Annotated in this window: 9 protein-coding genes; 6 read left to right on the forward strand and 3 right to left on the reverse strand. The window is 41.2% G+C overall.

The features are described from left to right. Positions 1–95: 95 nt before the first annotated feature. Positions 96–2102, reverse strand: a complete 2007-nt coding sequence (locus AC2SLL_RS04955) for an oleate hydratase (protein WP_486530567.1) — start codon at positions 2100–2102, stop codon at positions 96–98. Between the two features lie 218 nt (positions 2103–2320). Beyond that, the gene (locus AC2SLL_RS04960; protein ID WP_486530568.1) at positions 2321–2974 is read right to left on the reverse strand and encodes a TetR/AcrR family transcriptional regulator; all 654 of its coding nucleotides are present in this window, start codon (positions 2972–2974) and stop codon (positions 2321–2323) included. Between the two features lie 316 nt (positions 2975–3290). Here AC2SLL_RS04960 and ylqF point away from each other — a divergent pair, with 316 nt between their 5' ends. From ylqF to AC2SLL_RS04985, 5 genes are all read left to right on the forward strand, one after another. Then, on the forward strand, positions 3291–4268 hold the full coding sequence (gene ylqF, locus AC2SLL_RS04965; RefSeq protein WP_486530569.1) for a ribosome biogenesis GTPase YlqF: 978 nt from the start codon (positions 3291–3293) through the stop codon (positions 4266–4268). A 902-nt stretch (positions 4269–5170) separates the two neighbouring features. Further along, positions 5171–6433 (forward strand): A/G-specific adenine glycosylase, encoded by a 1263-nt coding sequence (gene mutY, locus AC2SLL_RS04970; protein ID WP_486530570.1) that lies wholly within the window; start codon positions 5171–5173, stop codon positions 6431–6433. 68 nt (positions 6434–6501) lie between these two features. Continuing rightward, positions 6502–6783 carry a DUF503 domain-containing protein gene (locus AC2SLL_RS04975; protein WP_486530571.1) on the forward strand — a complete coding sequence of 94 codons (282 nt, stop codon included), beginning with the start codon at positions 6502–6504 and terminating at the stop codon, positions 6781–6783. Positions 6784–7662: 879 nt separating this feature from the next. Beyond that, entirely contained in the window at positions 7663–8943 is a 1281-nt protein-coding gene (locus AC2SLL_RS04980) for a lytic murein transglycosylase (RefSeq protein ID WP_486530572.1), read from the forward strand. A 215-nt stretch (positions 8944–9158) separates the two neighbouring features. Beyond that, positions 9159–9899, forward strand: coding sequence for an SIMPL domain-containing protein (locus tag AC2SLL_RS04985; protein ID WP_486530573.1), 741 nt, complete (start codon positions 9159–9161; stop codon positions 9897–9899). Between the two features lie 51 nt (positions 9900–9950). Here the strand turns inward: AC2SLL_RS04985 and AC2SLL_RS04990 are convergent, their stop codons facing one another. Further along, a complete protein-coding gene (locus AC2SLL_RS04990; RefSeq protein ID WP_486530574.1) occupies positions 9951–10844 on the reverse strand; it encodes an acyl-CoA thioesterase in 894 nt (297 codons plus the stop codon). A 384-nt stretch (positions 10845–11228) separates the two neighbouring features. On the opposite strand from AC2SLL_RS04990, the gene plsB reads away from it, so the two are divergent. Continuing rightward, positions 11229–14108, forward strand: coding sequence for a glycerol-3-phosphate 1-O-acyltransferase PlsB (gene plsB, locus AC2SLL_RS04995; RefSeq protein WP_486530575.1), 2880 nt, complete (start codon positions 11229–11231; stop codon positions 14106–14108). Positions 14109–14162 lie beyond the last annotated feature (54 nt).

Here is a 14162-nt window from a genome sequence, read left to right on the forward strand (position 1 = left end):
TTTAAAATTTTACCCTATGATTAAAACGCACAAAAATGTGCGTTTTTTTATTTAAAGCCTATTACTCAACATAGCAATCGTCAAATTTGGTAGAACTATTTATGCCAAATTCCTTTAATTGCCTCCCACTGCTGGGTAATAAATGAGTCGTTTTTCGTCATTTCATCTCGCGTTTTTCGCTCATCATTTTTAGTTTTGACAGGTGGTAAAATATGCTCATAATAAGTGCCTGTCAATAACTTGCGTAATATACCTTCACCAATAAAGCCTTTGCCATCATTTAAAGTATTGTCAGCACGTAATAAATGGCGAATATCATACTGTGAAGGGTCAATATCAGGCACTTGTTTTTTGACATCAAGTAGCTCATACACTGCTACGCGTCCTGTACGCACCGAGCTTTCCACAGTAAATACCACATCATTATGCGTTTCAACAAACTGACCCACCAATCCTAAATTTGTACATCCCTGCGGTACAATTTCAGGGCGGTCACCTTGTGCACGTACCATAAATTGCGAGGTAATATAGGGCATATAAGCAGTTCTAACAATGGTATTTGCCAGCACATCATCTAACTCATCAATGACACCTAAGTGATAGCAAAGCTCGGTTAAAATCTCATTTCCTGTACACTCTGGCATGGCTTTTTTAACGTAGTTACCCTCTGTATCCATTAATAAGCTATATACCCAAAGCACCAAGGTATCTTTCGGTTGGTTGGGGAAATGTGGCTGACGATTACAGGTAAAGCTCATTACCCAATTAGAATCGGTAAAGGTAATAATACCACCAGTGGCAGTTTTACCTGAATATGGGTCGTTTACCGAAACGGTTTTCAACTTCTCAACCAATGCCGAAGGCTTACAGGTCAAGGTTGCAGACATCCACGCAGACTCATCCACATTACCGTTGAACTTAGCAGGATTACCAAATACTTTTGATTTTTTAGCCAAATTATTCCAAAGTGTCCAACCCGCTGATTGCCCCATATTATCAGGCGTAAAGTCTAAGGTTGGCGCTGTATTGCCATCGCCGTAGCGTGTATCTTCAGTCATCGAGCCAGTTGTGACAATCACAAAGTCCTTATCAGTAATTTGTATGGTCGAAGTTTCCCTTGCTGTGTCGTCATCTGCTTTTTTACTGTCAGCTTTCTGACTGTCAGCTTTTTGACTATCCGTTCTCTGAATAACAATCGCTTTTACCGTTTTATTTGAGGTATAGTCGTCAGCACTGTCAAACTCAATCTCTAGATCAGTCACTAAGGTGTTGTACTCAAACTTCACGCCTTGTTTTTGCAAGTAATTACGTAATGGCGCAATAAAACCATCATATTGATTGTATTTAGGGAACACCAAAGCTGACATATCATTCAAACCGTCTAAATCATGTAAAAAACGGTGCATATATAATTTGCATTCTAGCAAGCTGTGCCAGTTTTCAAACGCAAACATGGTACGCCAAAATGCCCAAAAATTACTGCTTAAAAAGCTTTCACTGAAATAGTCGCAAACCCTCACATTATCCAGTTCTTCTTTACGTTTTAATAACAAACGAATTAGCGCAAGCTGGTCTTTTTTACTTAAACCAAATTGGCTAAAATCTTTCACCTCACCCTGATTATGCATTAGACGTGCGATAGAATAGTTTGGATCATCATCATTCACGAGTCGGTATTCATCAAGAATACTATAAGGCTCTGGCATTTCTATCGCAGGGATATCTTGGAATATGTCCCAAAAATTCTCATAGGTAAACTCCATCTCACGACCACCACGAATTATGTAACCCTGATCGCTATTACCAGAACCATCCATTGAGCCACCAGAAACATCAAGTTGCTCTAAAAAAGTGATGTTTTCAGCGGGTACTTTACCATCTCGGATAAAATAATAAGCACTTGATAGCCCTGCAATACCGCCACCAACGATATAAACGTTGCTGTCTTTGTAAGCCTCATTTGGTCTGCCTATATTGCGTTGATAGTTGCCAATTTTATCGGCAAAAGGTAACGTCTTTTCGGGAGAATTATGTAAATAAGTGCTATTGGCATCTGGCTGGTGGGGGAATTTGTTATCAGTGGTTTTATTATTACTGTTCATGTGCTTATCCTTTTGTTGGTAATTGTACTAGGGTACAAATTTCAGTGGCAATAAAAATAATGCCCACTAATAGCGGAATACACCAAAATCTGACAGAATGATTGACACCCCCAAAAAATAATTGTGCTCATAGTAAAACGCCTTAACCTTTATAATATTAAAAAGTTTTTACTACACACTAAATTGAGCAGATTTATTGTTTATCGCTTATTAAGCACTCATGGTTCTATGGTGCTTGTCGTAAAAATCGACATCACATAATTCACATGCTGCTCAATGCATTCATCTGAATAGGGGTCTCTGCCTGATAACCTTGCAAATTGAGGGGCAAATGTAAAAATAGAGGTTGCCGAGCCAATCAACAAATAACGTATATGTAGGCTATCCCCTTGTGGCATCACACCAAGCTTTTGCGCCTGACGGATGATATCCAATTCTTCATCATAAGTAGAGCGTAAGAGGTTATCCGCCACCCAATTTAATAACTCTGAATCACCTTGATTAGCTTGTATCAAAAAACGATATATCTCTGGATAATTGGCACAAAACTTAATAAAGTCTTTTAACAACTCCCGTATCATTACCACAGGCTCTATGCCTTGTAACGCCTCACGCCGTCCAAAGCTCTGCTTTGTATATATTTCGAACGACTGCTCTGCAACTACTTTCCAAAGCTCCTCTTTAGAACCAAAATGATGCGCAATGAGGGTATGATTTACGCCTGCCCTATTGGCTATGGCTCTAGTTGAAACGCCATCAAACCCTGCCGACCCAAATTCCACAAGTGCAGCTTTCAAAATCTTTCGCTTAGTCTGTAGGGCACGTTGTTGTTTGGCACGTTGCTCTGGTTTTTTTTGTAAAGTGTTAATCATATCCACAACCTTTATATTGAACTAATGGTTAATTTAATACAACTATATTTAACAAACGTAATATTTAGTTTTGTAAATATTTCTTTCTCACATCTATATCACATTATAGACAGGTTAATAACAATTCAGAATTCCACAGTATCTCATTGTTTCATTATCTTTTATTATTAAGCATATAAGTTTAAATACTAATACTTGCAAATGAACATCAAAGGAAATAAGAACCAAAAGCACTGCCATAAAAATCCAGAGATAAGGTAAACTAGAGGCAATACAACCGACTACAACTTAAGCGAAACGAAAGGCCAATTCAGTAATGACACAAATCATGCAATCAACGATTCAGTGGTTCCCTGGGCACATGAACAAAGCGCGTAACGAAATCAAAGAAATCATGCCCGATATGGATGTGGTCATCGAGGTAATCGACGCACGCATCCCATTTAGTAGCGAAAACCCTATGGTCGCCAGCTTATATAAAGATAAGATACGAGGTGACAAACCCGTTATCAAAATACTAAACAAAGCCGATCTTGCTGACCCTAACGTAACACAGGCATGGATTGCTGACTTAGAAAAAACCGAAGGTACCAAAGCCATTGCCTGCGATGAAAATAAATCTTCTGACGTTAAACGTATCATTCAGATTTGCAAACAGCTCATGCCAAACAAAGCCGGCACAGGCAGGCAAATCAAAGTATTGATTATGGGCATACCGAACGTCGGAAAATCCACGCTTATTAATAGCCTAGCAGGACGCAGTATTGCCAAAACAGGCGACGAGCCAGCGGTCACCAAGTCGCAACAACTGATAAAGATCGACAACGACATCATGCTCTACGATACTCCCGGCATGCTATGGCCCAAGATTGAGAACCCCAATTCTGGCTTTCGCTTAGCGGCCACTGGTGGCATTAAAGACACCGCTTTTGACTTTTCGGATGTCGCCAGTTATACCGCTGAATATTTGATTCAGGCGTACCCAAACCTATTAAAAGAACGTTATAAAATAGAGGATTTACCGCAAACCGATTGGGAGTTCTTCGAGGTGGCAGGTCGTAATAGAGGCCTGTTAAAAAAAGGCGGTGTGGTGGATACTTACCGTATGTCTGAGATTTTGGTTAACGAATTACGCAGTGGTACATTGGGACGTATTACTTTGGAAACCCCTGCCATGCGGGAAGAAGAAGACAAACTGGTGGAGCGGATACGAGAAGAAGCCGAGCTGAAAAGGTTGGCTAAGATTGAAGAAAAAAAGCTTCGCCGTAAGCGTGCTAAGAAGAATCGGAAGTAATGAATCGAGCTTGATTAATTTACGTTGTAGGCTGTGGCTTTAGTCGAGCGGTTTTGAATTTCGATTTAGTAGCTATTCCTGCTATTCGCTCGTATTTGCCAGTCTAGGCGAGGCAGTGACACGATTTGAGTCATTACTGTTGCCTCGATACTACCTCAAAATCTAGCCCCTGCAACTCGCCCAGACCAGCAGGATACCGCTCCTATCAGGGCTAGCGGTCACATCGTGTGCTTGCATATATATATCGTGGTTTACGCCAGCTTTCTTCCGCTATTAGATAACTTGCTTCCACTAAGATATAAATATATAAAATAAAATTTACAAACTTGCATATTAATAGCAGAAATCCAGTTTTATAGAAAATAGATAGTAAACAAGTTATATAGCATGCTTAGTTCTAAAAAAAAACAATGCTGTCATTATAGTACCCGAAGACACATCAAGCCTTAAGAGTTTGCTTAAATATGCTCTCCCCTATGCAATCAGTTATCATTTTTTGCCTATTTTTTTATCAAAATTAGGCTTATATTTAGATTGGATATTAATGACGAGTTTTGTGATGCTCTTCCTTAATACACTTATTATTACATTATTTAATAAAAATCAGCAAAGAGCTCTAAACAAGAAAGAATGTAGCTATATTAGTATGATAACCGCCTTTATAGAGGTGGTTTTATCAGATATTTTACTTATTTTTATACTAAAACACTCTCTACCAGATAATTTTGGTAGAGAAAACTTGTTTACTAAAACTGACGTGCTCTATTATAGATCGATACAGGTAGTTGCCATGTTATTTATTCATTATATTGCCGTCCGTTATAGCTTAGGGTTTATGCAAAAAAAATTAAGCCTTATGTATAATACATAACAGAATAATAATTAATTTGAAAAGCGACACTATGACCCAGCCAACCGCTAATCCAAAAACTAAAACTAAAACTGAAACCCAAACTGAAACCCACTCCAAATCTCAAACCTTTAACCACACACCCTCCGCACTTGACAGCTTCGCTCCCCGCATCCTTAACTGGTTCGATAAACATGGTCGCCATGATCTACCGTGGCAACAGCACAAAACCAACACTCCAAACCCTTATATCGTTTGGCTGTCCGAAGTGATGCTTCAGCAAACTCAGGTCACTACCGTTATCCCTTACTTTCAGCGCTTTATGACCTCGTTTCCAACGGTGCAAGATTTAGCCAATGCGGAGTGGGATATGGTAGCCGAACACTGGGCAGGGCTTGGTTACTATGCTCGCGCCCGCAACTTGCACAAAGGAGCCAAGCAACTGGCCGAGATTATTGAAAAGACAGGCGAGTATCCGCAAACCCTAGAGGGTTGGGAAGCTATCTCTGGCGTCGGGCCTTCAACGGCAGGTGCTATCGTAGCAATGGGACTGCATGGCTACGGGGTGATTTGTGATGGTAACGTCAAACGAGTGATGACTCGCTGGGCAGGTAATGATGGCGATATTATGAAGTCGGCTACTACCAAACAGTTGTGGGCATTGGCAGAACGATTGACACCCAAAGATGATAGTGGACACTTTGCTCAAGCGATGATGGATATGGGCGCTACCTTATGCACACGTCGCAATCCCAATTGTGAGCAATGCCCCGTTAGTAATGATTGCATCGCTCATGCTCAGGGGCGTGAAATGGACTATCCGGTGAAAGCCAAAAAGAAGCCTAAACCCAGCAAATTTAGCAATGCGTTGGTTGTTTGTAACCCTAAGAACGACATACTATGGCTACAACGTCCTGATAGCGGTATTTGGGGCGGATTGTGGGTATTGCCGTTGCAGTTTGACAAAAAGACACTTGGAAAAAATGTGGTTTCCACATCGGACGAAGACAACGCCTTTGAAAGTGAAAACACGCTTGCTGAGCAAGTAGTTGATAAATGGGTTGCAGATAATAGCTTAAATGCTGTCTCGATTAGTCATGGGTTATTAGACGACTCCCCTATTAAACATACCCTGACCCATTTCCATTGGTACCTGCAACCTAAACAGCTTATTTTGGATAATAAGCAATCGTTAGCGTTAACACAGCACCTTGAAAAAGCGGATATTAACTTGGTTTGGTTGTCAGCAGATGAGGCAAAAGCAACGCTGGGATTACCGAAGGCGATGCTGAAGGTATTGGAAGTAGTTGGTTAAGACTTTTTTTAGGTCAATGACAACTCGATTAAAGGTCAATTAAAGGTCGATTGAATACGGAGAATAATATGCACATCGCTATCCTAACGATAACTTTATCCCTACCCGGATGTGGGTCATTGAAAGAAAAGCGTACTCGGGTGGGTGGACTACATCAGCGCTTTGGTAAAAATCCTGCTATTGCAGTCTGCGAAAGTGGCGAGCGTGACCGACATGACGCCAGTGAATGGACGTTTGTGGTTGTGCAAACCTCTAAGCGTGAGGTTGAATCTTTATGCAGTCAAATTGAGGACAAGATACAAAGCATTGTTGATGGGCGGATTATGACTATCGAAAAGGAATTTATTTAGGTAATAGAGGTTTTATACCATTGATAGTTTTGTATTTATGATGTCGTTGAAGTGGAAAATAATGGTTTAAGTTTTGCTGGGTTTTTAGTCCGCTGGGTTTAAAGCCTACCTTAATCATGATACGCCCCCTATATCAAAAAAAGACCTTCCACGTGTCAATTATATATAAGATATATATTAATATAAAAAGATCGCCAAAATTCAAACGGAAAAATGGCCTGTTACAGATTAGGAATAAAAAATATAAACTGAGCAGATAACCAACTGGAATATCAAAAATGTAGGGGAGTCGCTTTGCTACTTGATATTGATTAGCAATGTTCCTGCAATGCTAAAAAGTGTAATACGACCTGCAACTCGATAAGTTTAATGCCCTTTGCCTTAATAAGGCTTTTGCCGAGGGACGAGGAGCGGACATAGTCATAAAAAATAGACTCATCATACTTCGCATATTTCTCCCCTTCTTAAGAACTCCGATATTAAGGCTCATATTTTTCCTTATCTTTATCTCCAATCTTTTGGCATTCAGTTTAGTTTCTATAGTTAGAGATCTCTAAAACTGGTGCAAGACAGCCGATTGCACAAGTAGTGCATCTAGGGAGACCAACACCAGAGCAGTTTAGTCGTTCGCTGACTATGTTTGCTTAAGCTATTAAAACGTGTTGAAGATGAGTGCTAAGGATTTCATAAATTGACACGTTGTTATCATGATCTTTATTATCGTGTCGTTAAGTCTCAAAATTTTACACTAGTATGATGGTGTATTATCGACTTTATGTGTATTTGTTGATACAGTGCTTTTACCAACTTTTTTATAGGCAATATGTGCTTATTATACCGCCTCAGAATTAAAACCAAGACAATGTGAGACTTCTGTTTATGTTAAAGAAAATTAGTTTATTTATTGCGCCTGCACTGGTGTTTGTAGGCTGTGCTCAGGCTCCAGTACAACAAAAACCAGTACAAACAAAACCTACGCCAGTGATTGTGGTAAAACCGCAACCGCCAAAAGTAACCCCACCTAAGCCGCAGCCTGTCCCTAATGCCACTTATAACAGCTTTTCCGAATGGAAATCAGACTTTACCAAACGTGCCATCGCTGAGGGCCATAATGCTTATGATGTGCAACGTTTGATGGATACGGTTAGCTTAAATAGTCAAGCCATTTCGCTGGACTCTCGCCAGCCAGAATTTGCGAAAATGCCGTGGGACTACGCTGACTCTGCTGTATCCAGCGGCAGGGTTAGCACTGGCAAGGGCAAGTTTGCTAAGCAGCGCAGCTTATTGACTAGGCTTGAGTCACAATACGGGGTCGACGCCGAAATTATTGCGGCCATTTGGGGTATGGAGTCCTCTTATGGCGCGGTAACGGGCAGCAGCTATATTCCAAGCTCACTTGCCAGCTTAGCCTATGATGGCCGCCGCCGTGGGTTTGCTGAAGACCAATTGCTATCCTTACTGACGTTGCTACAACGTGGGGATGTATACTCTTCCCAATTAAACGGCTCATGGGCAGGCGGTATGGGACAAACTCAGTTTATCCCTGCCACTTGGCTAACCGAAGGTGTGGATGGCAATGGCGATGGTCGCCGTAGTCCTTGGACAACTGAGGATGCACTCAGCTCTACAGCCAATTATTTAAGCAACTCTGGTTGGGTACGGGGGCTTGAGCCTTTTTATGAAGTTACCTTGCCGCCATCACTAGATTTTTCTTATGTGAATACGAAACAACCTGCGGCACAGTGGCGTGCAATGGGAGTAACGCCTATCAATGGTATACACATAGATGATGGCACACCGCTTGAGCTATGGTTACCAGCGGGTAAAGACGGCCCTGCTTTACTGCTAAGCCCTAACTTTGATGTGATTAAGGTATATAACAACTCGTCAAACTATGCGTTGGGGGTAAGCTTATTGGGTCGTGCTATTTCCGGTCAAAGGGGTATTCAAAAATCTTGGCCACGTTATGAGCAGCCTCTATCTACCGTGCAAGTTAAAAGCTTACAGCAACGCTTGACCAGTGCAGGGTACAATACTAATGGTATCGATGGTATTTTGGGATCAAACACCCGTAGAGCGTTTGCACGTTGGCAAGCTGATAACGGGCAAACACCTGATGGTTTTATCACTCAACGTAGTGCCTCATCATTGGTGTGGTGAAAGCTGATTTTTGTTTACGCACTTGATCGATTAACACCGATGTCGCACCCTAAGTAATCCTATTAGTAATAGTAATAAAGCTAGAGCTTACGACCACAAACTTATCATGTGCTATCAATAAGATAGGGGCTATAGGGTGCTGCTTTTTTATAAATCCGATAATCGACTCAACCATTTACATTTGCTCGTTGTCTTCAGATCTACAAGGAAAACCAATGACTTTAAAATCAATACTCCCTAAAGCGCTATTTGTTTCCTTGATAGCTATTGGCTTGACTGCCTGCAATATGCCTAATAACTCTGTAGGTGGTAAAACTGAAAGTTATGATCGCATTAACCTTCAGGCCAATGCTGTTCAGCGTGTTGATAATGATGAAATAGAAGCCTTGTTATTTATTGAAAAATCGGCCGCCAATCCAAAAAGCCTAACTCAGCAAATTAATCCGTTGATTAAATCAGCGCTAGAAACCGCCAAAGCCTACCCAAACGTTAAACTCTCAACTGCCAGCCAACACACAAACCCTAACTACAATTACAAAACCAACAAAATTACCTCATGGTCAATGCGTAGTGAGCTTAGGTTGATTAGTACCGATTTTTCTGCCGCTAGCGAGCTGATTGGGGTACTTCAAGATGCAGGCTTACAGGTGGCTCATATAAACTTTAGTGTTTCAGATAAGCAGCGCCAAGACGTTGAAAATCAGCTTATTACACAAGTAACAGATAGCTTTAAACAGCGCGCAGAGGTAGCCCAAAACGCATGGGGAGCATCACGCTACGAACTGGTTAATTTATCTATTAAAAGTAATACAAATGTGCCGTCGCAACCTTATTATGGCAATGCCATGTTTACCTCTGCAGATTCAGCAGCAACCAATGAGGCTGCTGCCCCACTGGCAGGCGGCGAGCAGAGAATTGAGATGGTCGCAGAAGGCGCGATTGAACTGGTTAAGTAGACAGAGATGCTGCTTTAAAATGCTATGGTTTTGAAATGCTCTACTTAAAGTTTAACCTTTGAGCCTCATTAAACCTTCTTGTTGCACCGTGGCAACCAAGTTGCCATTTTGCCAGAATTGACCATGGTTTAACCCTTTAGCGTGCGATGTTGTATCGCTCCACATGTCATAAAGTAGCCAGTCATTGATATCAAAAGGACGATGGAAATGCATCGAATGGTCAATACTGGCCGCTTGAAGACCTTTGGTCATAAAGCTTATACCATGGGGCATCAGCCCTGTTCCCACTAAATAATAATCTGAAGATAGTGCTAAGAGCGCTTGCTGAATAGCAACTGGTTGCGGCCCTAGCTTTGGTATGCGCAACCAGTTTGCTTGCTTTGGCGTCATGGGCTCTGGATGAACGGGATCACGTGGTTTCACAGGTTTAATTTCAACATGGCGAGGCCGCATAAAACGCTCTCGTAAGCCTGCGGGCACATTACCCACATAATGCTCTTTCAATACTTGCTCAGACTCTAAATCTTCTGGTGGAGGGTAGGCTGGCATATCTTCTTGATAGTCAAGCCCACCTTCCATGGGCGCAAAAGAGGCAATCATAGAAAATACAACCTGCTCAACCAAACGACCATCTGCATCTTCTTTATTTTGCACGGCAATCACTTCTCTAGCGGATAGACTAAGACCGTCACGCAGCCGTCTAACTTGATAAATGACAGGCTGGTTGATACTACCACCTCGCAAGAAATAGCCATGTAATGAATGGCAGGGCTTATCCTCCTGTAAAGTATGTGCGGCCGCCATGATAGCCTGAGCTAAAACCTGCCCCCCAAAAATACGACTGCCCACATAATCACGGCTCATACCTTCAAACACATCTGGCTTAATTTCAGTCAGCTTTACAGTTTCTAACAACTGGTCTACAAGTGTATGAAAATCAGGCATTTGGCTCTCCGATAGGGTTAGCAGTCTGAACATGATGAAATGCTATAAAAAGGTCTCATTATACATTTTTAGATGCTTTTTGCATTAAGCCTTAGCTTTTTATATAAACACAGTATCAAATATTTCAATGAAATTATTTATAAAGTATCCTATAAGCCGCCATACCATACAAAACGCATGTTTTATTTAATACTCTACGTAGTCTATGCTAACACCGTGGCACTCTTTAGTAACAGATAATATTTTAGTAAAAGATATGAGTAATAGATAATATTCACACTACTATTGTCGACTCTTATGTTTATATCCGCGTATCAATGTATCGTTTTATATAAATTTATGGCAATATAGAGGTATCAATTTTAATAGGTTTAACCACTTATCATGTTACCATCTCGTTTAAAACAATCTTTAAAAAACCGTCTTAAAAATCAACGGGAAAAACAAAAAAAACATCGTGAGGCTAAATCTGCGTCACGGCATACCGCGCAAAGTTTAAAAGAGCAAGCAGCGGCTACTAGCAATACTATTTCTCGTTCTGGACGCTCAGTGAATCAGCTTTATCGCAAGATATCTGGTAAAACTTTAGATGTCGCTGTTAAGCCTAAGTTGCTAGGCGAGCTACCAACGCTTGATACTAGCAATAATGCGTTGACCTTTTATGTATTAAGAGATTATTCCCGTTCCAATAGTATACTCGTAGACTTACAGACTCGTGAGTACGGCTTCCCACCGGCATTGGTTGGTGTTGAAGACTCGGTACATCAGGTGGATGAGAATGCGGCTATTATCTTCTTAAACCATCCTCATGCCGGCGATCGTAAAGTATCACCACGACTTGCTAGGCTCGTCAATGCATGCCGACAGAATAATGCGCCAAAAATAAATGTAGTACCAGTGTCTATACTATGGGGGCGTGCACCAGAAAATGAAGACTCATTGTTTAAATTGTTAATGGCAGATAACTGGGAAGAGCCTTCTATAGCTAAACAGTTGTTTAATATTGGCATAATGGGGCGAGACACATTTGTCGAGTTTCATCCCCCTCAATCTTTGCATGACATTATTGACTCGCTGACTAGCCAAACAAACACTTCAGCAAATGAGCTCACTGATAAAGTCTTCAGTGATGCGTTAGAAAACCATACGTCTAGTGACAGCCCATTAATGACACTGTCATCAGAAGATGAAGACGATATTCTATACCAAGCCAAACTGAACCTCCAAAAACAGAGTGCCTCCTCAACGGCTTTGATGACCGCTGCTGAAGCCAATTATAGTTTATCGATACTGGTGCAATATAAGCTAAATGCCTATTTGGACAACAAGCGCAAAAGCATGTTAGGACCTGACCTGTCTGATAGGCGTAATCTAGTGGATAAGCTTATTTACTCTCCTGCCATTAAACAGGCCTGTAAAGTTGAAGCTGAATCCACTGGTATCAGTACCAGTAAAGCACAAACGCTAGCTCGTGATTATGCTAATGAGATAGTGAACGACTACTCCTACTCTGTTATTCGCTTTTTCGACCGATTTTTAACGTGGTTATGGACTCAGCTTTACGATGGCGTTGAAGTCCATCATTTTGATCGAGTGCGTGAATTAGCAGCTGATCATGAGCTGGTTTACGTGCCTTGCCACCGCAGTCATGTTGATTACTTATTATTAACATATGTCATCTTTAAGCGGGGACTAAGCCTACCCTACGTGGCAGCAGGTAAAAATCTGGATGTGCCTATAATTGGCCCATTGCTACGTAGTGCAGTGGCTTTCTATATCCGCCGTAGTTTTAAAGATAACCACCTTTATAAAGCAGTGTTACGTGAATATGTTCATACCTTGATTCAGCGCAATACCCCTATTGAGTATTTTATTGAAGGCGGACGCTCACGATCAGGTCGCTTACTTCCCCCTAAGCTTGGTATGCTTGCCATGACAGTACATAGCCAACTGCGTCAATCTAACAGACCCATGGTATTTATCCCAACCTATATTGGCTATGAGCGCATCATGGAAGGTGGCACATATATTGGCGAACTAAAAGGTAAGCCGAAAGAATCTGAATCTTTATTAGGTCTACTGAAAATCAGCCGAAAAATTGAGCGTATTTTTGGTCATGTGCATGTCAGCTTTGGAACCCCACTGCATATGGAAGACTTCATGAAGAAGTTTGATGTAGAGCCAAACTCCCTGCCTGCTGACCGCAATGACACCACGCTTGATGACAAATCCACAGCCATGATTAATAACCTGAGTGTTAAAATCATGCAGCATATTAACAAAGCTGCGGTGGTCAATCCCATTTCATTATTGTCGCTGGTACTGTTATCTACCCCTAAAGCGGCATTAGATGAAGACAGATGCCGTGAGCAAATTGCCCTATGTCAACGACTTGCTAATGATGTGCCTTATGATCAAGACACCATTATTACCGATATGCTACCGCAAGCTATTATTGACTATGGTATAAAATTAAAGCTTATTGAACGCACACCCCATATTTTAGGCGATATGATCAAGGTGTTGCCTAAACAAACGGCAATTTTAAGCTACTTTCGCAATAATATTTTGCATGTGTTCATTATGTCTTCATTTTTAGCAGCCCTTATTGTTCGTAATGGCCGTATCGAACGTAGACAGTTAGACAGTATCGTTACTCAAATGTACCCATTTTTACAGGGCGAACTCTTCTTATATTATGCCGCACGCAATGTACCAGACTTAATTACCAAACAGCTAGACAGTCTTATTAAACAAGACATAATCATTGATTTGGGTAACGATGTGCTTGGTACGCCAGAAGCTAACAGTGAAAACTATCAACAACTGACTATGTTGGCAGCTCCGGTATCACAAAGCCTTGAGCGATACTTTATGACGTTAGCACTTTTAGCACAGCAAGGGTCAGGCAATCTAACGGCAGACCAGGTAATAGATTTATGTCATTTGCTGGGTCAGCGTTTGTCTGTTTTATATGCCGATGACATCCCAGATTTTTTTGATCGCGCTTTATTCAGCAGCTTTATCGGTGCGTTGGAACGATTTGGTTATGCAAGCAAGGATGAAGATACAGACACCCTGATATTTGATGAGCGTATTAACAACATCGCTCGCTTTTCAAACTATGTGCTGAGCCCTGATGTGATGCAGGTATTGCAACATGTCGCTACGCTCGATGAGGACGAGATTGAACATGCGATTAATGAAATTAACAACAAAAAGCAGAGTAAGTTTAGCCGTAAAAACAAAGCTAACACAGCATAGGTAGTAGAGCAAAACTACACAAACAGGGTTAAAGTAGACCCTATATAATAATCG

This window comes from Psychrobacter sp. CX97, from assembly GCF_057396285.1.